This window comes from Streptomyces sp. MGP-BFMKR1 (genome assembly GCF_057766585.1).
Genome location: NZ_CM173408.1, coordinates 4,416,000 through 4,440,743 on the forward strand (window position 1 = coordinate 4,416,000; position 24,744 = coordinate 4,440,743).

At 71.8% G+C, this 24,744-nt stretch carries 21 protein-coding genes, 1 tRNA gene and 2 pseudogenes; 4 read left to right on the plus strand and 20 right to left on the minus strand.

All coding sequences use genetic code 11. From position 1 onward, the window contains the following. Nucleotides 1–1,295 precede the first annotated feature (1,295 nt). From AC3CHW_RS17060 to AC3CHW_RS17070, 3 genes are all read right to left on the minus strand, one after another. The gene (locus AC3CHW_RS17060) at nucleotides 1,296–2,279 is read right to left on the minus strand and encodes a DUF5926 family protein (RefSeq protein WP_488466992.1); all 984 of its coding nucleotides are present in this window, start codon (nucleotides 2,277–2,279) and stop codon (nucleotides 1,296–1,298) included. Nucleotides 2,280–2,598: 319 nt separating this feature from the next. Further along, nucleotides 2,599–3,315, minus strand: a complete 717-nt coding sequence (locus AC3CHW_RS17065; RefSeq protein WP_488471083.1) for an ATP-binding protein — start codon at nucleotides 3,313–3,315, stop codon at nucleotides 2,599–2,601. Nucleotides 3,316–3,353: 38 nt separating this feature from the next. Continuing rightward, nucleotides 3,354–4,184 carry a glycerophosphodiester phosphodiesterase gene (locus AC3CHW_RS17070; protein ID WP_488466993.1) on the minus strand — a complete coding sequence of 277 codons (831 nt, stop codon included), beginning with the start codon at nucleotides 4,182–4,184 and terminating at the stop codon, nucleotides 3,354–3,356. Nucleotides 4,185–4,440: 256 nt separating this feature from the next. Here AC3CHW_RS17070 and AC3CHW_RS17075 point away from each other — a divergent pair, with 256 nt between their 5' ends. Both AC3CHW_RS17075 and AC3CHW_RS17080 read left to right on the plus strand, forming a co-directional pair. After that, a complete protein-coding gene (locus tag AC3CHW_RS17075; RefSeq protein WP_488466994.1) occupies nucleotides 4,441–6,165 on the plus strand; it encodes a S1C family serine protease in 1,725 nt (574 codons plus the stop codon). A 138-nt stretch (nucleotides 6,166–6,303) separates the two neighbouring features. Beyond that, a tRNA-Ser gene (locus AC3CHW_RS17080) sits at nucleotides 6,304–6,390 on the plus strand. 144 nt (nucleotides 6,391–6,534) lie between these two features. Here the strand turns inward: AC3CHW_RS17080 and AC3CHW_RS17085 are convergent. The 16 genes and pseudogenes from AC3CHW_RS17085 to AC3CHW_RS17160 form a co-directional block, all read right to left on the minus strand. Then, on the minus strand, nucleotides 6,535–7,941 hold the full coding sequence (locus AC3CHW_RS17085; protein ID WP_488466995.1) for a tyrosine-type recombinase/integrase: 1,407 nt from the start codon (nucleotides 7,939–7,941) through the stop codon (nucleotides 6,535–6,537). Nucleotides 7,942–8,013: 72 nt separating this feature from the next. Then, the gene (locus AC3CHW_RS17090) at nucleotides 8,014–8,202 is read right to left on the minus strand and encodes a helix-turn-helix transcriptional regulator (protein WP_488471084.1); all 189 of its coding nucleotides are present in this window, start codon (nucleotides 8,200–8,202) and stop codon (nucleotides 8,014–8,016) included. Nucleotides 8,203–8,204: 2 nt separating this feature from the next. Then, nucleotides 8,205–8,378 (minus strand): hypothetical protein, encoded by a 174-nt coding sequence (locus AC3CHW_RS17095; protein WP_488466996.1) that lies wholly within the window; start codon nucleotides 8,376–8,378, stop codon nucleotides 8,205–8,207. A 108-nt stretch (nucleotides 8,379–8,486) separates the two neighbouring features. Next, nucleotides 8,487–9,737 carry a DUF3631 domain-containing protein gene (locus AC3CHW_RS17100; protein ID WP_488466997.1) on the minus strand — a complete coding sequence of 417 codons (1,251 nt, stop codon included), beginning with the start codon at nucleotides 9,735–9,737 and terminating at the stop codon, nucleotides 8,487–8,489. 352 nt (nucleotides 9,738–10,089) lie between these two features. Then, the gene (locus tag AC3CHW_RS17105) at nucleotides 10,090–10,992 is read right to left on the minus strand and encodes a bifunctional DNA primase/polymerase (protein ID WP_488466998.1); all 903 of its coding nucleotides are present in this window, start codon (nucleotides 10,990–10,992) and stop codon (nucleotides 10,090–10,092) included. Nucleotides 10,993–11,268: 276 nt separating this feature from the next. Beyond that, nucleotides 11,269–11,979, minus strand: coding sequence for an exonuclease domain-containing protein (locus AC3CHW_RS17110; RefSeq protein ID WP_488466999.1), 711 nt, complete (start codon nucleotides 11,977–11,979; stop codon nucleotides 11,269–11,271). Between the two features lie 18 nt (nucleotides 11,980–11,997). Further along, entirely contained in the window at nucleotides 11,998–12,447 is a 450-nt protein-coding gene (locus AC3CHW_RS17115) for a hypothetical protein (protein WP_488467000.1), read from the minus strand. A 171-nt stretch (nucleotides 12,448–12,618) separates the two neighbouring features. Continuing rightward, nucleotides 12,619–14,691, minus strand: a complete 2,073-nt coding sequence (traB, locus tag AC3CHW_RS17120) for a plasmid transfer protein TraB (protein WP_488467001.1) — start codon at nucleotides 14,689–14,691, stop codon at nucleotides 12,619–12,621. Between the two features lie 17 nt (nucleotides 14,692–14,708). Further along, nucleotides 14,709–15,128 (minus strand): annotated as a pseudogene (gene traA / locus AC3CHW_RS17125) (plasmid transfer protein TraA); the annotation flags it as partial. An 8-nt stretch (nucleotides 15,129–15,136) separates the two neighbouring features. Continuing rightward, nucleotides 15,137–15,256 (minus strand): annotated as a pseudogene (locus tag AC3CHW_RS17130) (plasmid transfer protein TraA); the annotation flags it as partial. Between the two features lie 15 nt (nucleotides 15,257–15,271). After that, the gene (locus tag AC3CHW_RS17135) at nucleotides 15,272–15,724 is read right to left on the minus strand and encodes a hypothetical protein (RefSeq protein WP_488467002.1); all 453 of its coding nucleotides are present in this window, start codon (nucleotides 15,722–15,724) and stop codon (nucleotides 15,272–15,274) included. A 198-nt stretch (nucleotides 15,725–15,922) separates the two neighbouring features. Beyond that, nucleotides 15,923–16,294: an RRQRL motif-containing zinc-binding protein gene (locus AC3CHW_RS17140; RefSeq protein ID WP_488467003.1), complete on the minus strand. Its 372-nt coding sequence runs from the start codon at nucleotides 16,292–16,294 to the stop codon at nucleotides 15,923–15,925. Then, the gene (locus AC3CHW_RS17145; RefSeq protein ID WP_488467004.1) at nucleotides 16,294–17,175 is read right to left on the minus strand and encodes a DUF2637 domain-containing protein; all 882 of its coding nucleotides are present in this window, start codon (nucleotides 17,173–17,175) and stop codon (nucleotides 16,294–16,296) included. Before AC3CHW_RS17145 ends, AC3CHW_RS17140 begins: the two co-directional genes overlap by 1 nt. Continuing rightward, complete coding sequence (locus AC3CHW_RS17150) at nucleotides 17,172–17,519, minus strand: hypothetical protein (protein ID WP_488467005.1); 348 nt, start codon at nucleotides 17,517–17,519, stop codon at nucleotides 17,172–17,174. Before AC3CHW_RS17150 ends, AC3CHW_RS17145 begins: the two co-directional genes overlap by 4 nt. Next, nucleotides 17,516–18,172 carry a GGDEF domain-containing protein gene (locus AC3CHW_RS17155; RefSeq protein ID WP_488467006.1) on the minus strand — a complete coding sequence of 219 codons (657 nt, stop codon included), beginning with the start codon at nucleotides 18,170–18,172 and terminating at the stop codon, nucleotides 17,516–17,518. The genes AC3CHW_RS17150 and AC3CHW_RS17155 overlap by 4 nt, the downstream gene beginning before the upstream one ends. After that, on the minus strand, nucleotides 18,169–18,414 hold the full coding sequence (locus AC3CHW_RS17160) for a DUF6284 family protein (protein ID WP_488467007.1): 246 nt from the start codon (nucleotides 18,412–18,414) through the stop codon (nucleotides 18,169–18,171). The genes AC3CHW_RS17155 and AC3CHW_RS17160 overlap by 4 nt, the downstream gene beginning before the upstream one ends. 1,031 nt (nucleotides 18,415–19,445) lie before the next feature. Between AC3CHW_RS17160 and AC3CHW_RS17165 the strand changes: the two genes are divergently transcribed. Further along, a complete protein-coding gene (locus AC3CHW_RS17165) occupies nucleotides 19,446–20,579 on the plus strand; it encodes a helix-turn-helix domain-containing protein (protein ID WP_488467008.1) in 1,134 nt (377 codons plus the stop codon). On the opposite strand, the gene AC3CHW_RS17170 is transcribed toward AC3CHW_RS17165, so the two are convergent. Beyond that, nucleotides 20,563–21,351 carry a GntR family transcriptional regulator gene (locus tag AC3CHW_RS17170; protein WP_488467009.1) on the minus strand — a complete coding sequence of 263 codons (789 nt, stop codon included), beginning with the start codon at nucleotides 21,349–21,351 and terminating at the stop codon, nucleotides 20,563–20,565. The two genes, AC3CHW_RS17165 and AC3CHW_RS17170, sit on opposite strands and share 17 nt — an antisense overlap. Before the next feature lie 2,558 nt (nucleotides 21,352–23,909). Between AC3CHW_RS17170 and AC3CHW_RS17175 the strand changes: the two genes are divergently transcribed. Further along, nucleotides 23,910–24,689 carry an SDR family oxidoreductase gene (locus AC3CHW_RS17175; RefSeq protein WP_488467010.1) on the plus strand — a complete coding sequence of 260 codons (780 nt, stop codon included), beginning with the start codon at nucleotides 23,910–23,912 and terminating at the stop codon, nucleotides 24,687–24,689. Nucleotides 24,690–24,744: the final 55 nt, after the last annotated feature.

Here is a 24,744-nt window from a genome sequence, read left to right on the forward strand (position 1 = left end):
GGTGTCCGTCGGGGACACGCCGTGATCGCCGCACCCCTCGCCGTCCGCCGACTGGCCTAACTCCGCTATCCCGACGCAATCGCGGCTCACTCATGTCGCGTACGCAACAGCGGTGCCCCGTGGCCGTACGCGGACACCACGCCCGACCGCCCGCCGCGCCTACCACGCCCCGGAACGGCGCACCACGCCGAACCCGCACCTCAAGGAAACCGCCGGACTCCTCAACCCTTCCGGCGGCCACAAACTCCCGGGAATCGGTCGGGAACTCCTTAAGGCGCGGCGTCCCGCCCAGCCGACGCAGCCGCCACCCGGGCCGCGCCCACCACGAGCCCCACACGGACCCCGGGGCGACCCTCCCCCCCCCGTCCGGACACGGCCGCCCAGGACCTCGCCGGGCCCGCCCCAACGGGTCTTCGCGCTGGTCGTGCGGGTGTGAGCGGCCCAGGTCCGGCAGGGCGGCGCGGGGTGCGGGTGGCGCGGGAGCCTCCCCCGACGCGCGGGCGCGCGGCGGCGGTGCCGGCGCCGTGGCCGTCGCCCCTGTTCGACATTCGCGTCCGAAGCGAAACCGGGCGCGACGACGGGCGCTCCGCGCACGCGGTGTCGGCCGCCGTCACGTGCGGATCGGGCGCGCATTGTGCGGACCGGACGAAAGATTTGTCCGTACCGTACGAACAACGCGTTCCGCAAAGACGCTGCGATATCCCCCACTCGGCCGTGGCGTGTGAGGAAGAACGAAAGCCGGGGAAGTCGCGGCGCGTTGCCGTCGCGTACGGGCCCATTCGGCGGGGCTCATCCATCGGGATCGGATTCGATCACCGGACGCCCCGCGAACGGCATCCGCGTACGCGCCGTGCAAACAATCGGGCAAACGGGCAGTCGAGCGGACGTGTCATTGGTGGGGAAACGGCGCCGTGGAACAGGGCGTATGCGGAATACGATATTCCGAAAACGGCATCCCCCTCCCTCGCGCCCGCCCCGCTCGCCGTTCCGGTCTCCCGTACTCCGGTACCGCGCTACTCCGGTACCGCGGCACTCCCCCTGGCCTTCCGCCCGTGGCGGCCCTTTTCCGTCGGCCGCGCACCACCCCCGCGCCGGGTTTCTCGTGCCGGCCGCCCCGCGCCCCGCGTTCCCGCCCAGCCGCGCCCCGGGGCGTCACGCGTCCCGCGCGGCCCCCGCCCCGGGGCCGGGAAACGCCGCGAGGCGCCCTGCCCGGTCGCGGTGAGCGAGCGGTGCGGGGCGCCCCGGGAGAGGTGCGCACGGACGAGTCCGGACGGGCCCGGGTGGGCCCGTGGGCGTCAGCTCAGGGTGACCTGACGGTTGGTGAGCCCGCTGCGCGCGCGGCGCTCGTCGGGCGTCAGCGGCGCCTCGGTCGCGAGCGCGCCGGCGAGCCGCTCCGCGAACTCAGCGGCGGGCTTCTCCACGTCGTCCGCGCGCATCGCGGTCGGCAGGTCCCACACCGGCACGGTCAGGCCGTGCGCGCGGAACGAGCCGACCAGCCGCGTGCCCTCGCCGAGCGAGGACACGCCGGCCGCGTGCAGCCGGGCGAGCGCGTCGAGGAGCTTCTCCTCCGGGTGGGTCATCACCCACCGCAGGTGGTTCTTGTCTGGCGTCTCGCACCAGTACGCCGACTCGACGCCGGTCAGCCGCACCGTCGGGATCGCGGCCTCGTTCGCCCGCTCCAGGGACGCGCTGACCTCGGCGCTCGCGTTCTCCGCGTCCTCGATCCAGAACTCGAACCCCTGGTGCACCACCGGCTCGAAGGGGCGGTCGAGGTCCAGCAGGTCCTGGAGGCGCGGCCCGTCGCCCGGCGCCCAGCCGGCGCCCCGCTCGTCACCGGCCGCGACGGGTGTGCCCGGCTCGGCGGTCAGTGCGCGGCGCAACGTGCTCGCCAGGTCGCGGCTCAGGTCGCCCGACGTGGTGTCGTTCTGGAGACCGAGCAGCACGGCGCCGTCGTCGCGGCGCAGCGCGGGCCAGGCCATGGGCAGCACCGTGGCGAGGGTGACCGACGGAACGCCGTCCGGCAGCCCGTCCTTGAGGTGCAGCTCCGCGGTCGCGGCGGGCACCAGCTCGCGCAGCGCGACCCAGTCCGCCTCGCCGGGCAGCCCCTCGAACGGGCGCTGCACCAACTCGGTCACCGCGTGCGCGGCGGCCCGGCCGTGGCACGCCTTGTAGCGCCGGCCCGAGTCGCACGGGCAGGGCTCGCGTGCCCCGACCACGGGGTAGGCATCGGCCGCGCCCTGGGGCGTGGTCTTCGGCTGGGGGCGGCGCTTCTTGGCCATGGCGTGGCTGTCTCCCGGTCGGTACGGCTCCTACGCGTCGCGAGCCTAGCCCTTCCGGTACGCGGGTCCGCCAGAGCGCGCGCCAGGCGGCGCGACGCGCGGCCCGACACGGAACCGGAATCCGGCAGTCGGTCGCCGGGGGCGGCCCGCCAGAGACCGGTGCGGGGCCCCGGGCTCGCTTCCGGCTCTGGCCCGGTCGGCGCGCTGGGCCGGGGCGCCCGGAGGTTGACTGGGCCGACGGCGGCGACGGGGCCGGTGAGGCCGGGGCGCGGGGCCGTGGGCTGGGGCCGTCCGGCCGTGGGAGCGGGACGGGGGTCGCTCAGGCGGTGCCGTCCAGCTCGCCCAGTTCGTTCAACTCTTCAAGGCCGTCCAGGGCGCCGCCCCGTCCGCCCAACGGCTCGGGGCGCGGCGTCGCGTAGCGCAGTTCGGGGGTGAGGACAATGCGCGAGGGCGCCTCAGGCGGCGCGTCATGTGGGGACAAGACGGCCCATACGGTGACTTCGCCGTGCCCGTCCCGTACGCCCCACTCCTCGGCGAGCGCCGTGATGATGTGCAGGCCCCGGCCGCCGCGGGCCGTGATCGACGGCGTGGCCGGAAGTGGTCTTGTCGGGCCGCCGCCGTCGGTCGCCTCGACCGTGAGCCTGCCGCACGCCTCCACGCGCCAGGCCGCGCGCATCGCGCCGGCGGCCCCGCCGTCCGCGGTGTCGCAGTCGCTCACCGCGCCGTCGTCGGCGTCCAGCGGGCGGCCGTACCGACACGCGTTGCTGAGCAATTCGGAAAGGATCAATACTGCGTCGTCTATGACCGACTCCGGCACCCCGCTGGAGCGAAGCTCCCCGCGCATCCGGTGCCGCGCCTCACCCACGCCCGCAGGGCCATGGGGAACGGACATAGTCGACGACGTCGGCACTTCCTGTGCCACCACCAACGCCACCCCCGAGACCTCCTTTGCCCCATGCCAAGGGGTGGATGCCCGGAGGAAGTGGATCGGAAACCGGCCAACTGCGATCGGGTGGCGTACTCGCCGTGATCGCATACGTACCGAATGCGCCGGTGCACTCCGTGTCATGGGCGTTATGTGCGCCCGAGTTGGGACAGCACCTGCTTCGGCCGGTTGGTGATGATGGCCTCGACCCCCAGCCGTACGCACAGGTCGACGTCGGCCGGCTCGTTCACGGTCCATACGTGCACCCGGTGCCCCGCGCGGTGCAGGCGGGCGACGAACCCGGGGTGGTTGCGCACGATGCGCACGCTGGGGCCCGCGATGCTCACGCCCGCGGGCAGCCGGCCGTCCCGAAGGCGGGGCGAGAGGAACTGCGTGAGGTAGACGGTGGGCAGGCCGGGGGCCGCCGCGCGCACCCGGTGCAGGGAGCGCGCCGAGAAGCTCATGATCCGTACCGGCGCGGGCTCGTCCGGCGCGCTCGGGCCGCCCGCCAGGCCGAACCGGTGCAACAGCGTCAGCAGCCGGTCCTCCACCTGGCCGGCCCAGCGCGTCGGGTGCTTGGTCTCGATGGCGAGGCTGACCGGGCGCCCCGCGTCGGCGACCAGTTCGAGCAGCCGCTCCAGGGTCAGCACGGAGGCGGCGTCCCGGTCCGGCAGTTCGGCGTCGGCGGCCTTCCCCTTCCAAGAACCGAAGTCAAGGGCGGCCAGGTCGGACAGCTCCATGCTGGAGACCGCCCCCCGTCCGTTGGACGTCCGGTTCACCCGCCGGTCGTGCACGCACACCAGGTGCCCGTCGGCGGTCAGCCGTACGTCGCACTCCAGGGCGTCCGCGCCCTCCTCGATGGCTCGCTCGTACGCGATCAGGGTGTGCTCGGGTTCCGCTTCGGAGGCCCCGCGGTGGGCGACGACGAACGGGCTGTGCGGGCCGGGACGACTGTCCCTGGCCGGGCGCGCATAGGTCACCGCGTTATGGTGCCACCGCCCGGCGCGCGCCGCCTCGGTGGCACCCGCCCCCGCGGAGGCTCGTCCGTTTCGTCCGTTGCACCCAGGTCGAAGCGGGGGGTGTCGGGTGAGGTTGCCGGTGGTCCGCCGCCCTCCGGGGCGGCCCCGCCGCTCCTTACGGCGGCCTGACAGGCCGTGGGAAAGGCTGGTGGCAGACCTTCGTACGCGATGGCCGCCCGCCACCTGACCGAAACGTCGTGCATCTGAGGAGTGAGCTGTGAGCACGGAAAACGAAGGCGCTGCTGTTCCGCCCGAGACCGAGCCGCGCACGGCGCCTCCAGCGCCGCCCGCCGCGCCCGGCGCCGAGCACCCCGCCCCGGACTACGGCCTCGCCCCGCCCACGACCAGCGCGCCGGCCAAGTCCACGCCCCGGCCGACCGCCCCGGACGCGGCTGGTTCCGCGCCCGGCGGCGGGGCGGACCCCGCGCGGTCGCCCGCCGACGCCGAGACGGTGGCCGGCGCGCCCGCGGCGCACCCGACGGCCGAGATCACGTCGGTCGACACGCCCGCGCGCCAGGACGGCCCGGCCGGCCCGCCCGCCGACGCGGGGCGTACGCCGGCGCCCCTCGCGGAGCCGACCCCCGTGGCGCAGTCGGCCACCACCCCCGGCCACCCGGCGCCGCACGCCGCGCACGCCGCGACGCCGCACGGGACGGTGGGCGCACCGCCCGCGGGCGGTGCGGGTGGTGCGGGCGGTGCGGGTGGTGCCGGGGACGGCGGTTGGTGGTCGGGCGGCGGCCAGCCGTACGGCCCGGGTGGCGGGCCCGGCGACCCGCACGCGCCCTGGGGCGCCGGCGCGCCAGGGCCGGTGCCGCCACGGCGCAAACGGGGCGGCATCCTCGCGGGCGTCCTGGCGGCGGTGTTGGTCGCCGGCGGCATCGGCGGCGGCATCGGGTTCTGGGCCGCCGAGCGGGACAAGGACAACGAGTCGACCACGATCTCCGCCACCGGAGAGGCCAAGTCCACCGACCGCGCCCCCGGCTCCGTGTCGGCCATCGCGGACAAGACGCTGCCGAGCGTCGTCACCATCGAGGCGCAGAGCACCTCCGGCGAGGGCGGCACCGGCACCGGCTTCGTCTACGACAAGCAGGGCCACCTGCTCACCAACAACCACGTCGTCGCGTCCGCCGCGGACAGCGGCGAACTGCGGGTCACGTTCTCCAACGGCAAGAAGTACCGCGCCGAGGTCGTGGGCCGGGCCGAGGGGTACGACATCGCCGTACTCAAGCTGAAGGACGCGCCCGGCGCCCTGACCCCGCTGCCGCTCGCCGACTCCGACAAGGTCGAGGTCGGCGACGGCACGGTGGCCATCGGCGCGCCGTTCGGGCTCTCGGGTACCGTGACGACCGGCATCGTCAGCGCGAAGAAGCGGCCGGTCTCCTCCAGCGACGGCGGGGGCAGCAAGGCGTCGTACATGAGCGCACTGCAGACCGACGCGTCGATAAACCCGGGCAACTCGGGCGGGCCGCTGCTCAACGACTCCGGTGCCGTCATCGGCGTCAACTCCGCGATCCAGCCGGCGGGCGGCGGTGGCGGCTTCGGCGGCCAGGGCCAGCAGTCCGGCAGCATCGGCCTCGGCTTCGCCATCCCGATCAACCAGGCCAAGCAGGTCGCCGAGCAACTGATCAAGACGGGGCAGCCGGTCTACCCGGTCATCGAGGCCACGGTGAACATGAAGGACACCGGCGCCGGCGCCACCATCTCCCGGCAGGGCCAGGGCACCACCGACCCGATCACCCCGGGCGGCCCGGCCGACAAGGCGGGCCTGCGCGCCGGTGACGTGATCACCAAGCTGGACGACACGGTGATCGACAGCGGCCCGACGCTGATCAGCGAGATCTGGACGCACCGGCCCGGCGACAAGGTCGTCGTCACCTTCCTCAGGAACGGCAAGGAGAACAAGGTCCAGGTCACCCTGGGCGAGCGCAAGGGCGACAGCTGACCCCGCCGCCCCCACCCCCGTGCCCCACCACCGCGATTGACCCCGCCACTGCCCCGGTCCGACCTTCGGACCGGGGCGGCGACCGGACCCGGAGAGCCGCTAGGCTGTAGACGCCTCGCAGCAGGTCGGCGGGGCACGGGAGGCTTGCCCGAGCGGCCTAAGGGAACGGTCTTGAAAACCGTCGTGGCGGCGACGTCACCGAGGGTTCAAATCCCTCAGCCTCCGCCCAGTTCAGCGTTTTAGCTGGTCACCAGGGGCGCCCCGAGCATCGGGGCGCCCCTGGTGCGTTGGGGGTGTCTCACTTCGTCTCGCGTCTGTCCCAGGTTTGACCAGGCTGTTTGGGCCAGACGCGGGCCAACGCGGGGCCGGTCAGTCCTCAGTCAGGCCCTTCGCGATGAGCTGGTTGGAGCGCGACTGGTCCCCGCGGAGCACCTTGGCGTAGAAGCGGAACAGCACCGCGATGCTGTGCCCCGCCCGGCGCGCGACTTCGACCGGATCGACGCCGGATTTGATCGCGAGGGAGACGCCGGCCGCGCGGAGCGAGTACGGGACCTCCGCGAGAGGCGTCGCCGCCTCGCCCTCCGAGAGCACCGCTTCCCGGGCCGTATCCCACAGGTCGCAGTACTCGGTGGACCGCACGCGCCCACCCTCCGCCGCACGGAACAGCCGGCCGTCCGGCGCCGTTCCGTAGCGCCGGATGTGCTCGCGCAGCATCCGCACCAGCACGGGAGGGATGGGGACCGGCCGGGTGGCACCGCGGGCCCGCCGCTTGAGGCCGCGCGCCTCGTAGGACGTGCCGTCGTCGGTCCACCCGCTGCCCACCTCCGGGCGGCTTTCCTCCAACAGCAGCTCGCCCCAGTCCTCCGCGTGCTCCTCCGTATCGGGTGGCAGAACGCAGTCCGTCTCTTTGAGTGCGACGGCTTCACCGGGGCGTGTATAGGCGTAGTAAATGCATCCGAAGAACGCTTCCAGGTGCTGCCCGCGGGGGTTGGCCGCAGCCACCGCAGCGATGAGCGAACGGGCGAGCGCAGGGCCCGGGACGTACCGGAAGTCGATCTCGTCGTCGGTCTCCGGGGGTGTCCAATCCACTTGGGAAAGGGGGTTGGCGGAGAGCAACCGTTTCTCTTCTACCGTGTAGCGCAGGAAGTTGCTGAGCACCATCCGCTTGCGCCGCACCGTGTTCTCCGCAGCCCTCTTTCCGTCCATCCGCAGCGACAACGCTTCGAGTGCCGGTCTGAGCCGCTCGGGATTCTCCAGGGAGTTCACCTTCACGGAGTGGCTGGCTATCCAGGCCAGCGCCATGCGGATTTCCTCGGGCGGCTCCTCCGAGGAATAGCGGGGTGCTAACACGCCATCGGCGCTCTTCGCTGCGCGAAACGCCCACTGGTAGAGCGCGGCTCGCAAGACCTTGGCTTCGGGCGCTCCTGTGCTGGTCGTGACGAGCGTCGGGACGACGACGGCGAGCGCTTCCGCGATGCTGGCACGATGCTTGGCCGCGGCGCGCGGCCATTTCATCAGGGCGTAGGCAACCGCGTGCTCATAGCAGGTCGGGGAGGCCAGCGCCGCCAACTCGCTGGCGGGCAAGCCGGTTTCCTCGTCAAACTGCTCCCGTTTGCGGAGTGCGGCCATGAGTTCGGATTGACGACCCTCGGCTTGGGTCTTCGTGACGAAGCTCTTGGAGTGAGAGTTGGCGCCTACGCGCCACCGAAGTTCATACGGTTTGCGGCGTCCGGCTCGTCTGCGAATAGACCAGAAATCGACGTCGTATGTGAGCATCGTTCTCCATGTGAGCGGGGCCCGCTTTGGCGACGGGCCCCGCTCGTTCGATTCGGTCGAACTACTGGGGAATCAGGCGGCGTTCTGCTCGCAGCGCTGCCACCACGCGTCCAGATCGCGGCGGCTTACGCGGAGTTGGCCGTTGGGGAGTTTCCTGATGCGAGGTGCCATTCCGCGGGCGCGCATGCGGTAGAAGGCGGCACGACTCATCTCGATCTCTTCGAGGACTTCGTGGAGCTTGAGCATCTGCGCGCGGGCCACGGTCACGCCCCCTCGGATGTCGAGGCGTTCATGTCGATGGTGAGGTAAACGCGTACCAGGCGGCTCGGCGGTCGGTTGGGGTACGGGCGGCTGGCCTCCAGCACGAGGAAGACACTGGCCAGGGCTTCGGCTGCGCGGCGGCATTCCTCTTCGGTTCCTTCGAGACGGATGCGCATCGCTGTCCCTTCTCCTGAGGAATCCGCTACATCCGCTACATCCGCTACGCACCAGGTCAGGAGCCTGTTCGGGGTAGCGGATGAGCCTGATGTAGCGGGTGGCTGCCGCTACGCGGTGCGGGAGCCCGTAGCGGTTCGGTGAGTGATGTAGCGGACGCCGGAAGGCGCATCCGCTACGGATTCACGGCCGCTGACCTGCGATGTAGCGGACGTAGCGGATGTAGCGGCAATCTCCGGGGGGAGGGGGCAGTAGCGCAGCCACGCGTCCAGGAGATCCTCGGCGTAGTAACCCTTGGGGACCCCGCCAGCGGTGCGGATGGAGCGGGGGCGGATGGGCTTGTTCTCGGCCGTGACGTACTCGCCCAGCATCTTGGACAGCACCCGGGAGGTGAGCGCCTTGCCGTTGCCGTCCATGTCGCCCCACGGGGCGTCCTCGATGGCGTGCAGGCATTCGAGGATGGCGGCCGTGGGCATGCGGTCGGCTCCGGAGAACACCTTGTCGCGCAGGTCGGTGAGCAACTGGATGCCGAGCGACGCCTTGTCTCCCTCCTTGGCGGCGCTCACCAGTGCGACGCAGGCCGAACGGGCGCGCTCCGGCCAGTGCCCTCCGGCCGCGTCGGCGACGGCGAGCAGGGGTTCCCAGACGTCTGCGGGGCGGTCGCTGATGCCCTCGGGAAGGACCGGCCAGGCTTCCGCCACCTGTGCGTGGACCTGTTCGGCCCATGCGGCGAGTCGATCGCGTAGCGCGTTTCCCTGCTTCTCGTGGACGCGCTGACGGTACGGTTCGACCGTCTCGTTGGGGGCCCGCTTGCGCATGCGGATGATGACCGAGCGGGTCAGGATCGTGTCGGGCAGCGAGCCGAGTCCCGCCATGGCGACGGCGCAGAACGTCTGGAACTCCCGCGCTTCCTGGTTGGAGCCGTCTCCCACGCACCGCAGTACCCCGACGCCGCGCCGGTGGCCTGCGTTGATGAAGCCCCGCAGCGGCTCGTTGTCCCCTGCCTTGGGGCCGAAGATGGTGTCCACCTCATCGAACAGAACGGTGGGCAGCTGGCCGGTGTCTCCCACCGCCCGGTACATGGCGTTCGCGGACGCGTGTGCGGCCACCAGGCGGTTGGGCACCAGCGTCTCCACGATCTCCAGCGCCCGTGACTTCCCCGAGCCGGGCTCGGGGGACAGGAACGCGATGCGCGGCGTGGAGTCGAACGCACTGATCAGGTGGGCGTGAGCATCCCACAACGTGACGGCCACGTAGGCGGCTTCACTCGGGAAGACATTGAACCGGCGGTGGAACGCCTCGACCTCATCGAGCAGGGAGGCGCCGTCGATGGACGGCGCGGGTGGCGTGGCGGGGGTCATGCGGCGACCCTCCTTTCTCGGGGCGCTCGGAGGGAGCAGGTGTCGGGGTGGGCGGCGTGGTCGGTGATCAGGGCGAGCACGCGACGGTGGCCCGCGGCGTACCGGTCGCGCCCGCACGCGCACCACGAGCGGGCGGTGGGGGTGGAGCCGCGGCCGGGGGCGGTGATGTGGAGCCAGGCGACCGGTCGGGGCCCGGAGGGTTCGTGCGGCTCAGGGCGAAGTGCTGATCGGACGCCCTTGCGGGCGGCGTTCTTCGGCGCACTACGGCCGGTGGGAGCGTCGGTCGGCTTGGCGAGGCCAGGCTTCGACGGGTGTTCGGGGTGGCCTTCCAAGGGGGCGGGGCGGGGGGTGTTCATGCCGCGTCCCGGCGGCGGGCTTTGCGGATGGAGCTGTCCAGCGCACTGCGGATGGTGGCGCGGCACTCGGCAGCGGTGAGTCCCCGGGCCTCCCCCGCCCCTTGGAAGGCGTCCTCCACCACGTGGCGGGGGATGTCGCCCCAGGCCACGAAGCGCCCCACCTTGAAGGCGCAGCGGTTGAGCGTGGTGTTGCGCTGCTTGTCCGGCGCGGTGGCCACCACCGCGCACTCGCGCTCCAGCGCGGCGCGGGCGGCGCTGGAGCCGTTGACGACGGGGAGCTTGAGGGGGCGGGCAGGCTGGGAGGGTGCGGGGCGAAGCAACTGACCGAGCCAATCGGGCAGCGGTGCGACGGGCGCGCTGTCGGCCAGCTCGTAGGTGCCGTGTGGGGTGCTGCTGCCAGCGGCGACGACGTATCCGCCCCAGGCGCGGGTGTCGATCAGCGGCCCCAGCCGGCCTGCGGTGTTGTTCAGCCGGGTGCCGGGTGGGGCGGTGAAGTACAGGTGCCACCCGCCGCTGGCGGTCCGGACGCGGTAGGTGCGGGGGACGGGCTGTCCGGCGCGCTCGCAGAGCGCCAGGAAGGTCGTCGCGCCGTTAGGCGTGTCCGCGTTGCCCTTGAGCTTGGGCTGGTCCAGGTCGATGACGACCAGGTTGGCGGGGCCGGTCGCGATGCCGATGTTGTACGGGCGCAGCGACCAGGCGGCGCAGATGGCGGAGCGGTCGGTCGTGGCGCGCTGTTCCCACGTGCGGTGGCCATCCGCGCAGGGTCCTACGTGCGGGCAGCAGGGTTCGGCGTGGCCGGTGGGTCGCTTGTCGCGGGAGCGCAGGGGGAAGACGGGCCAGCCGCGCGCGGCGGCGTCCAGTGCTGCGACAAGCAGCGACGGACGGGGGGTTGGTGTCATGCTGGTGCTCCGTTCTGTGACGGACGGAGGGGCGGCCCAAGGCTTTGGCGAGACGCGGGCCGCCCCGTTCTGCTGGACTGGGTGAAGAGTTGGAATCTGCGTCGTAACGTCGCAGGTCGGGAAGAGTGGTCCCCGCGCAAGCGGGGGTGGTCCGCGGTCGAAGGTCACGGGTCGTGCCATGGCGCCGTGGTCTCCGCGCGAGTGGGGGTGGTCCGTAGTCGATGGGGTACCAGCCGCCACAGGACGCGTGGTCCCCGCGCTTGCGGGGTTCGCCGCTCAGCGCACGAGCGGCCAGGCGCCGTTGACCGTTGCTCCAGGGTCGGTGCGCCGCAGGTGTGCCTGTAGACCCGCCGCTTGTTCTGCTGCCCATGTCTGCTGGCGAGTGTGGAGTTCGGCGAGCGGGATGGCGGCCAAGCTGGGGTGAACGCGGGGCAGGCGCCAGGCCAGGCGGGCAGCAGCCAGTGCGTCTTCGGTGGCGTTGTTGGGGCCGTCGTGGCGGACGCGGTAGTGGGCGCAGAGCGCGGGCAGGGTGCGGCGTCCGGTGCGGTAGCGCTCAACGTGCTTGTCGAGAACGGCCGGGTCGATGACCGGCGCTACCTCGTTCAGGAAGGCGATGCCGGCGCGGGTGCATTCGCGGGCGAGGACGGTGAGTGCGTACGGGGCCCGGAAGACGACCAGCGGCGCCCCGGATTCCAGCGGTTCGGCGAGCGCGGCGGTGATTTCGGTGAGTGCTTCGGCCGGGGGTCGGCCGTTGGTGCGGGCCTGGTCGGTGGTGATGCCGTGGATGGCGGTGGCCTCAGCGGGGATCTCGACGCCGGGGTCTATGAGCCACGTCGTGGTTTCGGGCGAGGCGCCTCCTCCGACGGCGGCTACGGCGGCGGAGACGATGCGGGCGGTTTCGGGGTCGATGCCGGTGGTTTCCAGGTCTAACGCCAGCATGGGTCCGTCCGGCCAGGTGGGGCTGTGGGGGTGTTCGGTGGTGCTCACGCGCGTGTCTCCTTTGGCTCAGGCGCGGAAGTGGTTGCGCTTGATGACGGCTTTGCGGATGTTGACCGTGGTGCCGCTGCGAGCGGGGCGGTGGTGGAGGACTTGGGCGGCGATCCAGCCGCCGAAGATGACGGCGGCCAGGATGATGAGCTGCTGTATGAGCGCGGCCAGGGCGGCGATGAACGTGGTGAGCAGGACCAGTCCGCCGCAGATGGCGCCGAACCCGATGCCGCCGAGCGCCACGTTGACCGCGGTGCGGGAGATGGCCGGCCGCGGCTCAACGGGCGCCGGAACCGGCGCCGGGTGCGGGTGCGGGGTGAGGGTGTAGCCGGTGACGATGCGGCCGTCGGGGAGTTGGACGCTGGAGAGGGCCGGTGCAGTGGCGGGCTGGATGGGCGCCAGGGGCGCGGGCTGGGAAGGGAGTGGAACGGGGTGGTGGACGACGGCCGGGGGCCGTTCGTGGTCCATGGCGGAACTCCGTTCTCGACCGGTGTGGGCCCGCGCCGAAGATGCGCGCGGGCCCACAGGGATCGGAGTGTCAGGCGGGGTTTCGCAGGTGTCAGGGCCTGGTGTCAGGCGGGTGTGACAGCGCGAGTGCCTAGGGGTTTGGGTGTCAGGCGGGCGTGACGGTGTCAGGTGTCACGCGGCCGTCAGGGCGGGGACGATCCGCCACCGACCGGTGGTGTTCGTCGGCTCCAGGCGCCCTTCCAAGGCGGCGTCCTTGAGTCGCGCGGAGACCCAGGGGCGGCTGTAGCCGTGGGCGTCGCACCAGTCCATGAAGTCCTTGGGGCCGACGATCATTCGGCCCTCGGCTTCGAACTGGGCGAGCGCGTCGGCGAACAGGCGCCGGGCCTCTTCCGGGCTCGGTCGGCGCCCGGTTGGCGTGCCGAAGATCGGGGCGTCGTCTCCGGGTTCGGGGGCGGCGAGGTCGGCTTCGGGGTCGATGCCGGCGTCGTCCGGGTCGTAGTGCGGCTCGGGGCCCATCTCGTCCTCTTCCGCGAAGCCCGCCCCGCCATCGGACGGGCCGGAGCCGGTCGAGCCGGTGTGGGTGTTGGGGGTGGGGTTGGTGGTGGTGCGGCCGGTGTAGGTGCGGCCGGCGACGCTGGCCGCGGCGCGGGCGGTGATGGGGTCGGCGGTGGCGCCGTTGCGCTGGGCCCAGGTGGCCAGCAGTTCCATGACCGCGATCGCGCGGGTGGTGAAGCGGCGGGTGCGGCCCGGGGAGGGGTAGCGATCCTCCGCGATGCCCGGGGAGACGATGTAGCAGTACCCGGGCCTGCGGTTGCCCCACGCCCCCGGATGCGCACCGGCGTCGATGACCGACTCCGGCAGGGAGAACCCTTCGTCGCGTGGGTCGCAGCCTAGGGCGATCACGGAGGGGAGGGAGGCGCGGGTGCTGGTGGACATCTGGTCGTAGGAGGGGCGTTGGAGCGAGACGACCAGGCTGATGCCGGCCGAGCGTGCTTCTTGGGCGATGCCGGTGAACACGTCGTCGCCCTGAGCGCGCAGGGTGTTGGCGGCCTCTTCCATCCAGGCCACCAGGAACGGCATCCCCGCACACCCACACGCCTGTCCGTCCGCACGGCAGGAGTGGCCGGGATCGGTCTGGGGCTGCGCGCACTGGGGCAGCCACTGGCGGTAGCCGTGGGCACCCAGCCAGCGCGTGCGCTCAGGGATCGCGGCTTTGACGGCCTCGATCAGAACCTCGGTGTCCGTGCCGCCTTCCACACCCCAGTCCAGGCCCGGCCGCAGCGGGGCGAAGTCCTGGAACGCCTTGGGGTCGGAGAACCACACGATCACATCCCGGCGGGAGAGGATCTCCGTCAGCAGGTTCAGGGCGGTGTCGCCCTTGCCGGAGCCGGTGCCGCCCGCGATCAGCAGGTGAGTGGAGTTGCGCCCGGCCTCCGGATCACCCGGCAACCAGATCAACAACGGCGCCCCATCGTCGTACCGCCCCAGGTCCAGGGGTTCGGTGATGGAGCCGCCCAGGTTGGAGGGGCCTTCCCACTCCACCACCTGGGAGAGCATGTCTTCGGGGACGATGACCAGCTCCCCGCGACGCTCGGAGGAGGGGTCGGGGGTGTAGCGCACGGCGTTCTTCGGCAGGTCCAGCGCTGATGCCAGGCGGGCCAGGGCCTTGGTGACGTCGTCGTTGGTCTGCTCCCCCGGCTCCAGCGCCACGGGTGCGGTGACGCGGTTCGGCTCGACCTTCGTCGCCCCGAGCTGCGCCCGCGCCAACCCCACCTTCGCCAACAACCCCTTGTCGGAGCTCTCGCCGCTGGGGTCGGTGGTGCGGCCGATGACCAGGCGCACGTTCCAGGTCAGGGCCAGTACGGGCCCGCCCATCAGGAACACGTCGCCTACCGGGGTGGTGGTGGGGCCGGCCAGGCAGGCGGCGGTCAGCCACGCGGAGCCTGATGCCACGGTGATGGCCGAGTGCAGCCGGCGTTGGGCGCCGGTGGAGCGGCCCACCCACCACGTGGTGCCCGTCAGCGCCACCGACGCCAGGGTGAGTCCGACGCCGGCCGCGGCGGAGTCCGCCCACCGGGCGTGGCCAAGCACGCCGGCCAACCCGGTCCCGGCGACCCCCAGCCACGGGGGAAGGTGCGGCTTGACCCGGTGCAGCAGATACGTGCCAACCGGACCACCACCGGCGGTGGTGTCAGCGTGCTCGTCATCGCGGATGCGAGCGCGATAGCGGTTGCGGTTGCTCATGACCGGTGCCACCCCCCTTACTGCTGGGTCCAGTCGATGCGTGGGGTCTGCGGGCGCCGGGCGCGGTGGCGGACGCGGTTGATCTCCTCTTCGTACTGCTGCTGGAAGACCGCGTACGTCGCCGCGGCGGCAACCCCTGCCGAGCGCAGCTCGTCAGCGGACTTTTGCAACTTGCGGGCCACGCGTGCGGCCCGCATTCGCGAGCCGCCCAACCGGCCGTCTGGGTCGGGGACGGCGGCGAGGACGCCTTTGAGGATTTCGGCGGCCATGGCCACCTCGATGGCCAGCGTGATGGAGGCGGCTCGCAGGGTGTTGCAGTAGTTGCGGACCTGCGCCGGTGAGGTGAAGTCCGGCTCCGGCAACAGCGACTGTGCCTGCGCACGTTCGCGGCCCTGGCTAAGAGTGTGGTGGTGTTGCGGTTGACGGTGACGTTGATCGGGGGCACGAACGTGCTGCCCATGGCCCCGACGAACCCGCCGGCCGCGGCGCCGGCGTTGGAGAACTTGTTCGGCTTGGCCGCCCCGCCCGCTGCTGCGCCGCTGGGCTGGCCCATGGTGGATGCCATCAGGTGAACTCCCTTCTACTTCGAGCGGCGGACGAAGAGCCAGGCGGCTTGCGCGCCGGTGGCCAGTACGAGCCAGGCCAGCGGCAGCGGCCCGCACAGCGGGCCAAACCCGGCCGCCAGCGCGAGCCACACCAGGGCGGTCACGGCCAGCAGGGTCAGCGCGATACGCCAGCCCAGCGCGGTGCCGGTGGCGGGGTGGGTGTGCTGGGTGCGCACGAGCCACACCAGCGGCGCGATCGCCACAGCGGCCAGGAACAGCCCGGACCACCACGCCACGGCATGCAGCAGTGCAGTGGTGGCCAGGGCGAACAGCGCGGCGGCCGTGGGAGCCAGGGCGCGGCGAGCGCGCCAGAGCATGCGACCGGCGAAACCCAAGGCTTCGCGGGCCCAGGAGGGCCGCTCGGGCACGACGACCACGAACGGCTGAGAACGACGCCCGCGTTGGCGCGGGATACGGATGGTGGTCACGCCCCCGGCCGTCTTCACGGCACGGGTACGACTACGACGGGACACGAGATCGAGTCCTCTCGATCGAGAAGGAGGGGGTACGCCGGGGCCTCTCGCCAGCCCGCCCGCGGCGCCCGCTCGTACCCAGCGCGAGTACGCCGAGTACGAGCGGGCGGGGCGGGACGGGTACGGCGGGTACGGGCGTACTCGGGGTGAGGATCAGGCGGGGTACGCGCACGTCACGCACAGGCCCAGCGAGGTCGGGATGCAGTACCCGGCATCGGAACGACAGCCCGGGCAGGTACGCCGAGCGCGCATCGCGGCGGCCAACGCCCGCACCCGCCCCGGCGTCATCGGGCGCACCGGCCGTGCCAGGTCCAGGCGGTACAGGTACGCGATGGCCACCCCTGCCTTACGGTGACGCGAGCGGCGCATGATCTGTGCCGCGACCGGCTGGCCTGCGGGCCGAAGTCCGCGGGCGCGCAGTTGGCGGCGCGTGGCTAGGCCGTCGGGGGCCAGGCGCCAGGGGTAGGTGGGGATGCCGTACCGGGCGCCGGTGGGGTCGTAGCAACGGCTGAACGCGGGGGACATCAGGTCGCCACCAGCGTGTGCAGCAGCTCCTCGCGGATGCGCTCAGCACGCTGCTGCCCGATGCCATACGCCTCACGAAGCTGCCGATACGGCACCGGCCGCCCCCGCTCCACAAACCCGGCAAAGCGCTGCCGAGCATCAGCGGTCAGGCTGTCCTCAGCCGACGGCGCGGGACTGTCGTCGTGCGGCTCCACCCACCCCAGCTCCAGCGACTCCGGGGCCAAGGCCGTAGCGCCGGGCGGCGCGGGTACGTCCTCGGGTACGGCGTCGGCGGGTGCCTCGACCCCGGGTACGGGCTCCACATCGGCGGGTACACCCGGCGCCCGGTCATCCTCCGGGGCCGGTTCGAGGCGGGCCACGAGGGGCAGCAGCCGCACCCCGACGGGTACGGGCTCCGGAACCACGGGTACGGGCTCAGGGACCACGGGTACGGATTCGACCGTGGTGGGTACGTCCGCGTCCGACTCGGGTCCGGGCGGGGTCGTCAGGCGCTGATGTACCTGGCGCATCAGGGCACCGAAAGCGAGCAGCGCGGCGACCGGGGGTACGGCGGCCACCACGTACTCCAGCGGCCGACTCCCCTCCCCCACACCAGCGATGTTCAACGCGATCGAACCCAGCGAACCGGAGGCAGTCAGCCCGATGGCCCACTCGTCGGTGCGGCGCATGAGCGAGGCGCGGAGCATGAGCAACTCGCCGACGATGATGAACAAGTCGATCGTGCCCGGCCACGCCCAAGCACGGGCGCCATTCAGCCCGTTGGCGGTGGCGGTGTCGTGCAGGTGCTCGTAGGAGAGCCAAAACGCGCCGGCCGTCAACAACACGGTCACCGCACCAGCCCCACCCGCCAACGCCTGACGGGAAGCAGAACCAGCGCTCACCACGCCCCCTCCCCACCGGCCGACGCCGTCGGGCCCGGCCCGTAGGCGACCAGGCGCACGCTGGCCCCAGCGAACTCGGTGTAGGCGCTCAGGACGTGCGTGCGCCCACCGGACTGCACCGCGAACTCCACGGCATCCGGCTCGACACGTAGCGCTTGGCGCCAGGTCTCGAACGCGGCGAACCCACCCAGGTCGTCGGCGTCGCCGTGGAAGGAGAGTTCCAGGCGGCTGGGGAAGATGTCGGTGACCCTGATGGTGGGGGCGGGCAGGTGCGTGAAGTCGGTGGCCAGCAGGCGCAGCGCCCGTAGCGGGGTGGCCAACTCCTCAACCGTGAGCGCATTCACCTGGCGCCCCCCGTCGGGTGGGTGCCGGGGCGGCCCGGGCGGCGGCCGTTGACGCTGGCGATAGCGGTGTGGTCGCTGTGGGCGATACGCCACCCGCCACCCGTGCGCTTGACCGCGTACATCGCCTCATCCGCCCCGCGCAGCAGTCGGGAGCGCTCGGCCAGTGGCCAGTGCGGCGACCACACCGCGCCCACCGACGCCCCCAACGCCATGGTGCGACCCTCGAAGGGCACCGCAGCACACAGGTTCTCGTGCAACCGGCCCAGCGCGACAGGCAGATCCTCCACGTGGGGCATGGTCAAGGCGGCGGCGAACTCGTCCCCACCCAACCGCGCCACCACCCACCGCTCGGCGTGTGCGGCGGCCCAGCGGTTGAGGCGGCTGCCGGTCGCGGTGATCGCGGCATCCCCAGCCAGGTGGCCGTGGGCGTCGTTGAGGGCCTTGAACCCGTCCAGGTCGATGACCACCAGCAGCACCGGCACCCGGCGCCGCAGCAGACGTTCCACGCTTGTCTCGAAGCGAGCACGGGTGGGCAGTCCGGACAGCGGGTCCAGCCGGGCCTGGTTCAGGCGCCGGTGCAGCCACCACGTGGTGGCCGACCAACCCGTTAACAGTGGCGCCACCGCAGCGGTAGTCGTAGCGAGATGGCTCATGCCGCCCACCTCGTGTCCCGCCCGCGCTGGCCGCGCTCCGCGACCGCCAGTCGGGCCCGCGCTACCTCGCGCTCAGCGTCCCGTAGACGGCGCGCGGTGAGGTCGTTCAACGGCTGGTCCAACGTGCTAATCTGCGCGTCCAGCAAGGCGACTTCGGCCAGTATCACCGGCAACTCGCGCTGGATGGCCGCCAGCGCCCGCCGCGGCGGCTCGCCGTTGGGAAGAGTGTCAAAATGGGTCATGGGTCGGTGTCCTCTCAAGGGTCGGCCCAGTACGGCGGCCCCGGTGTTCCAGCACCGGGGCCGTGTTCTTGCGGGGTGGGAACGATCGGGTTGGTGATCCCGGCGCTCCTCACCGCCCCCGGCTCTCACGAGCCAGGGGCGACTGAGCAACACAGGGCTCAAACCGCGGAGTCGAACCGCGGCCAAGCGTTGAAAAGGGGGCCGTGGCCTTACGGCTGGTAGCAGCCGGACGGCCGCGCAAACACGAGCTTCATAACGTTCACAGCGACCGTCCTTCCATCGAATCGGTGGCCACACGGCCACGGCCAAGACGTACAAGCGCCCCCTGCCGCCGCCCCCGCCCACCACAGCGGGCAGAGGGCATCACGGCGACGTAGAGAAGCGGGCCGCGGAGCCCTCGCTCACGCTGTGCGTGGCGGGGGCTCCCGCGGCGGATGACGCGACGGGCTACGCGCCGGCCGGTCCAACCGGCGCGCACCCTAGGTACTTCGGCGATGCATCACAGGTCCCTCCGATCGAACGGACCTCGGGTGATCACTGACCACACGCTGCCCGACCGGAAAGATCGGGATGCTCGCGCGGCCCCCTACCCGCTCCCAAGCGGTCAGCAGGCAGAGCCCCTTTTCTTGCCCCGGGGAGGAGTGGCCCCAGACCGCCATCACGGCTGACGGTCGCCGGGACGCCGCAGATCAAAGGTGCTATGCAAACAACGGCGGCGTCTCTCAAAGATCACTGTGGAGTTCTCAACGAGCGGTCGCGGCCTTCGGGCTCTTTTCACGGAGCCCTCCGGGCGAGGTGCGCGCCAACTGGTGCGCACCAGAAGGTTGGCATCTGGTGCGCACCAGAGTCAACCCCCGTCGTGAGAACGGACTTTGGCGGGTGTCCCCTGGCGCCCTTCAAGGACACCGTTCGCGGGGGCATGTTCGGTAGCCAACAACCCTTAACCCCAGGCGTGTTAACCACTTTTGACCTGCCCCGATGTGCGCCATGCTGAGAACGGCAGTCACCGGATCGACGGCTAGGCGGCAGCAATGGGCGAGGGTCTTCGCAGCGCACGAAAGGCGCGCGGGTGGTCGCAGGAACGGCTGATCCGCGAGATCGAGCGGTACGCCGAACGCCACCTCATCGACGTCGCGGCGACGGCGAGCCTACGGGTGTACGTCTCCGAGTGGGAGAACGGCAAGCGCCCACTGTCGGAGCGCTACGCGGCCCTGCTCCGCCCCCTGTTGGGCATCACGGACGCCGAGCTACGGCCCAGCGCGGCGCCATCGGGCCAGCCGTCCACGACCGACGGCTACGACGACCTGCTCGACCGCATCGACGCGTCCCGCTCGGTCAGCCAGTCCATGGTGAAGACGTTCATGGACCAGACGGAGTTGCTGCGGACCGTGGACCGGCAGATGGGCGCCGCGGGGCTGGTCGACCAGATGTCGGGCCACCTCGCGGCCCTCGAAGACGCGCTCACCTTCGCCGTGCTGCCCGACGCGCGGCGCCCGGTCGCACTGGCCCTGGCCGGCGCGGCGACGCTCGCGGCGTGGCAGGCACTGCACGCGGGCGCGATCGACCGCGCGTGGCGCCACTACGAACTCGGAAAGCGCGCCGCGCTCGAAGCGGACGCGCCGATGTACGTGGCCCATGCCATGGGCGAGCAGGCGTACGTACTCTGCGACGCCGGGCGGCCCCACCTCGCCGTTGACCTGATCCACGAGGCCCAACGGATGGCTGGCGACCGCGTCTCACCACGGCTTCGGGCCTGGCTGTACGCGGCAGAAGCCGAGCTGTACGCGCAGGTCGGGCAGGCCGACGCCTGCCACCGGGCGTTGGAGCGCGCCGCGGCCAGCATCCCGGCCGGGCCGGAGCCACGCGACCCAGACATGCTGAGCATCTTCCTCAACGACGGTCACCTGACCCGCTGGCGCGGCAACGCGCTCGCCCTCCTCGGCGACGCGGACGCCGTGACCAACCTCTACGCGGCGCTCGACGTCATGGACCCCAGCTTCACCCGAGCCCAGTCCGGACTGCGATGCGACCTGGCGCAGGCCCACCTCGCCCGCGGCGAGTACGACCAGGCCAAGGACCAGCTACGTCAGGCGCGTCTGCTGGCCAACCGCACGGGCTCGGTGCGGCACCGCCGACGCATCGACCTGCTCACCGCGAGGTTGTGAAACCACCCGCGGGCCGGTTGGCCAACACGTGCAGCAGCGCGACCAGGGTGCCGGACCCCATCAGGTCGCCACGCGCCATCAACCCGGGGATGTCGGCCAGCGGCACCCACTCGATGTGCCCCGCCTCCTCCAGGTCGCTGGGCTCACCCACACGCTCCGCGCCGCGCCCCACGAAAATCTCGTGCGGCGAATCGACCATGCCCACCATCGGCTGGTACGTCACGACGTGCTCCAGCTCGGCCGGCCGCCACCCGGTCTCCTCCTCAACCTCCCGCAGCGCCGTGGCATGAGCTTCCTCGCCCGCGTCGACTATGCCGCCCGGCAGCTCCCAACCGAACTGGTCTGGAACGAACCGGTAGCGCCACATCATCAGCACCCGGTCCTGATCGTCCAGAACAGCGGCCACGGCCACGTGGTGCAGCTCGACAACGTGATGCTCGAACCGCTTCACGCCGGGCGGCTCGACATCCCACAGGCTCAGCTTCGCCCACCGGTTGTCGTAGATCGTCCGCTTCCCGTGAACCTGCCAGGGCTCCAGCCCCTCCGGCGTCGCGACGCTGACCCCACCAGGCACCCGGTACGAACTCCGCCCGCGAACCTCCAACACTCGCTCGGCCACGAGCTTGGCGAGCACCTGCCGCAGGGCGGTACGCCCGATCCCGAGTTCCTCCACGAGGGACCGCTCGGACGGCAGCTTGTCACCGGGCGACAGCTTGCCGGAGGTGATCCACTCACGAATCGTCTCGTAGACCTTCGCAGATTTGGGCCCCATCGGCGCAGTGCTCTCCGTTCGGATCGCTTTCGTGGCTCTGACCGCAAAGCAAGTTTCCCACGTCGGGAGAGGGACGTGGCGGTGCGCTTGCAGTGCCTGAAATCTGCCACGGGCCTGCGTCGCATCTCACGCAGGGAAAAAGGCGCGGCTGAGCCGGTACCTCGATGTTGGGCCCATGGGCGACACCTCAACGCCATGTCGTTGATGCAGGGGAGCGCATTACCAAGGGGTACGTGGCCCTACGTTGAACGAGATCAGCCCTCGCGCGGGAAGCGCGTGTGATCGTCCACGCGAGGCAGCCTGGTGCCCGGAACACCACCGAGTGCCGGGACCAGATGTTGCGCACGGTGCGCAGGAAGCTGCCCAGGGGCCCCTGCGTGCGCGGGGCCAGGGCAAAGCACCCCAACCTACTCACGTGAGTAGGTCCACCCCGCGTGCGCGGAGACCAGGAGCAGGCCAGCCGCCGTACCTCGCGTAGCCAGCGTCCATCCCTGCGTGCGCGGGGACCAGCACCTGTCCATCGTCCACGGCCGCCCGGCCGCAGGTCCATCCCCGCAGATGCGGGGACCAGCAAGGCGCGTCGCAGCGCCTATCGGCCGCCGCGGGTCCATCCCCGCGTGCGCGGGGACCAAGCCCGGCCCCTGGCAGACCTCGGCCCCCTTGCTGGGTCCTTCCCCGCGTACGCGGGGACCAGACTCCTCGGCTGTGCCCTTGGCCTCACTCGGCGGTACACCCCCGCGTGCGCGGGGACCAGCGGGCAGCGCGCAGCTCCCCGTACGTCGTGCTGGGTACATCCCCGCGTGCGCGAGGACCAGGTCCGCGAAGGTAGTGCGCGAGCGCCGCCCGGGGGCGCATCCCCGCGTGCGCGGGGGCCAGACCGGGACCAACATCCAGGATCGCGCGGTCGCGGGCACATCCCCGCGTGCGCGGGGACCAGGCGCTCGCTGATCTCGCCCTTGAGCTGGTGGAGGGACCACCCCCGCGTGCGCGGTGACCAGACCGGGCGGTCGCACTCGGCGCACGTCGGCAGGGGACCACCCCCGCGTGTGCGGGGACCAGCACGGGATCGATGTAGAAGCGGCTCCCGGATCGGGACCACCCCCGCGCGCGGGGACCAGAACAAGCCCAACGGCTTCTTCACCCAGACGGTGGGACCACCCCCGCGCACGCGGGGAGCCAGAAGATCCTCATGTCTGATTCCCACGCCGATCTGGGACCCCCCGCGCGCGGGGACCAGCCATGCCCACCGACCTTGACCGGCCAGCTTGGAGGACCACCCCCGCGCGCGGGGACCAAAATGGCGTACATGGCGCGCGCGAACTCCTGCGGAGGACCACCCCCGCGTGCGCGGGGACCAGGCCGCGGCCTCTTCCAACCAGACCAGGCAGCTTGGACCACTCCCGCGTGCGCGGGGACCAGCCCGGCATCACGCTGAGCACGATGCCGGTGTGGGGACCACCCCCGCGCGCGCGGGGACCAGCCGGTGTGTCCGCACCGGCTGGGGCCGTTCCCGGGACCACCCCCGCGCGCGGGGACCAGAGCGGGGCCCGCAGCGGCGGCGCGTTGGGGCTGGGACCACCCCCGCGCGCGCGGGGACCAGCTGCCCCGGTACTGGTGGCTGTACCTGCGTCGCGGACCACCCCCGCGCGCGGGGAGGACCAGGGGGTCGAGCACGGGGGCGCTCCTTCTCGTACGGGACCACCCCCGCGCGCGCGGGGACCAGCGGCAGTTCTCGACCACCGCGTCCTTGGTGCTGGGACCACCCCCGCGCGCGCGGGGACCAGGAATGCGGGGTGCGCAGCGGTGACGGGGAGCAGGGACCACCCCCGCGCGCGCGGGGACCAGAGCAATTGACCTGCGGCTTCATCCGACGGAAGCCCGGTTATTTGCAACTTCCGCCGATCGCGATCTATCGCTCAAATCCGGCAAGATACTCATCAAGCCCCTATCGCCGACCCAACTCGTACGAGGCTACCGCCCCCTGCCGGGGCCCAGGATTGAGGGTCCATCGCCAACCTCATGGGCCATACGCGGGCCATCACCCCGTAAGTGCAGCTCAGCCCACACCTATCCCCAGGTCAGAAGCCCGCCACCCCCACCACCACACCGGTCTTGAAAACCGTCGTGGCGGCGACGTCACCGAGGGTTCAAATCCCTCAGCCTCCGCCCAGTTCAGCGTTTTAGCTGGTCACCAGGGGCGCCCCGGCATGCCGGGGCGCCCCTGGTGCGTTGGCGGCCCCGCGGAGCCCACCCCCAGCCCGCTACATGGTCATGGTCGGCTACATGGGCATGGTCGACGGCCGACGACCCCCGCGGCCTCGGCGCGCGACGGGGAACGCTCTCCGGCCCGTGGTCGGCGGGCAGGTCCTATAGGGATTCCCTATAGGGCCCGCTGCACTTACGTCTTTGCCTCGCATTATGTGCCGGTCATACCGTGAAACAACTCGATGCGAAGGAACGAGAGCCGCGCATTCTGCGGAAATTCGTGTTCCGTGCGCGGCGGAATTCTCTCCCCCATCGAGTGGACCATGACTGAGCGATTCGAGGGGGTAAGTGGCATGGCTACGAATGACGGTGGAACGGACATGAAGGAACTCGCGGGAAAGCGCGCCCTCGTGACGGGTGGGACGCGGGGGATTGGGGCGGCCGTCGTGCGGCAGCTTCTGGGGGCGGGGGCCGAGGTGGTGACGACGGCCAGGTCAAAGGCGTCGGGGGCGGTGCCGGCGGGGGCCGGGTTCGTGGCGGCGGATGTGCGGACGCGGGGCGGGGCGGAGGCGCTGGCCGCGGCGGTGCGGGAGCGGCTTGGCGGGGTGGACATCGTGGTGCACAACGCGGGTGGGGCGGGGCCGCACCCGGGGGCGTTGGCCATCCCCGACGAGGAGTGGCAAGGGGCGCTCGACCTGAACTACCTGGCGGCCGTACGTCTTGACGCGCTGCTCGCGCCGGGGATGCGGGAACGGGGTTCCGGGGCGATCGTGCACGTTTCCTCGGCCGCGGTGCTCACCCCGGTGGGGCCGTTCCTGCACTACGTGGCGGCGAAGGCGGCGTTGGAGTCGTACAGTCGCGGCCTCTCGCTGGAACTGGCCCCGTACGGGGTTCGGGTCAACGCCGTGTCGCCCGGTCGGGTCGCCACTCCCGGTGGTGAGGCGACGCGGGAGCAGTGGGCGCGTCTGAACGGGGCGCCGAGCCAGACCAACGCCGACGACACCACGCCGCTGGGCCGCGACGGTCAGCCCGACGACATCGCGAACGCGGTGCTGTTCCTCGTGTCCGGCCGGGCGGGCTGGCTCACCGGGAGCAATCTCATCGTGGACGGCGGGGAATTCCCCAGGGGCTGACGCCACCGGAATTCCGGCGGAATTGGCGACGCCCGGGAATGCGCGGGTGGGGCGG

Coding starts and splice junctions, on each gene's coding strand:
- AC3CHW_RS17165 (WP_488467008.1), top strand. CDS start 19,446: ATGGGCGAGGGTCTTCGCAGCGCACGAAAGGCGCGCGGGTGGTCGCAG.
- AC3CHW_RS17085 (WP_488466995.1), bottom strand. CDS start 7,941: ATGCTCACATACGACGTCGATTTCTGGTCTATTCGCAGACGAGCCGGA.
- AC3CHW_RS17095 (WP_488466996.1), bottom strand. CDS start 8,378: ATGCGCATCCGTCTCGAAGGAACCGAAGAGGAATGCCGCCGCGCAGCC.
- AC3CHW_RS17175 (WP_488467010.1), top strand. CDS start 23,910: ATGGCTACGAATGACGGTGGAACGGACATGAAGGAACTCGCGGGAAAG.
- AC3CHW_RS17065 (WP_488471083.1), bottom strand. CDS start 3,315: ATGCGATCACGGCGAGTACGCCACCCGATCGCAGTTGGCCGGTTTCCG.
- AC3CHW_RS17115 (WP_488467000.1), bottom strand. CDS start 12,447: ATGGACCACGAACGGCCCCCGGCCGTCGTCCACCACCCCGTTCCACTC.
- traB (WP_488467001.1), bottom strand. CDS start 14,691: ATGAGCAACCGCAACCGCTATCGCGCTCGCATCCGCGATGACGAGCAC.
- AC3CHW_RS17100 (WP_488466997.1), bottom strand. CDS start 9,737: ATGACCCCCGCCACGCCACCCGCGCCGTCCATCGACGGCGCCTCCCTG.
- AC3CHW_RS17155 (WP_488467006.1), bottom strand. CDS start 18,172: ATGAGCCATCTCGCTACGACTACCGCTGCGGTGGCGCCACTGTTAACG.
- AC3CHW_RS17160 (WP_488467007.1), bottom strand. CDS start 18,414: ATGACCCATTTTGACACTCTTCCCAACGGCGAGCCGCCGCGGCGGGCG.
- AC3CHW_RS17105 (WP_488466998.1), bottom strand. CDS start 10,992: ATGACACCAACCCCCCGTCCGTCGCTGCTTGTCGCAGCACTGGACGCC.
- AC3CHW_RS17060 (WP_488466992.1), bottom strand. CDS start 2,279: ATGGCCAAGAAGCGCCGCCCCCAGCCGAAGACCACGCCCCAGGGCGCG.
- AC3CHW_RS17140 (WP_488467003.1), bottom strand. CDS start 16,294: ATGTCCCCCGCGTTCAGCCGTTGCTACGACCCCACCGGCGCCCGGTAC.
- AC3CHW_RS17170 (WP_488467009.1), bottom strand. CDS start 21,351: ATGGGGCCCAAATCTGCGAAGGTCTACGAGACGATTCGTGAGTGGATC.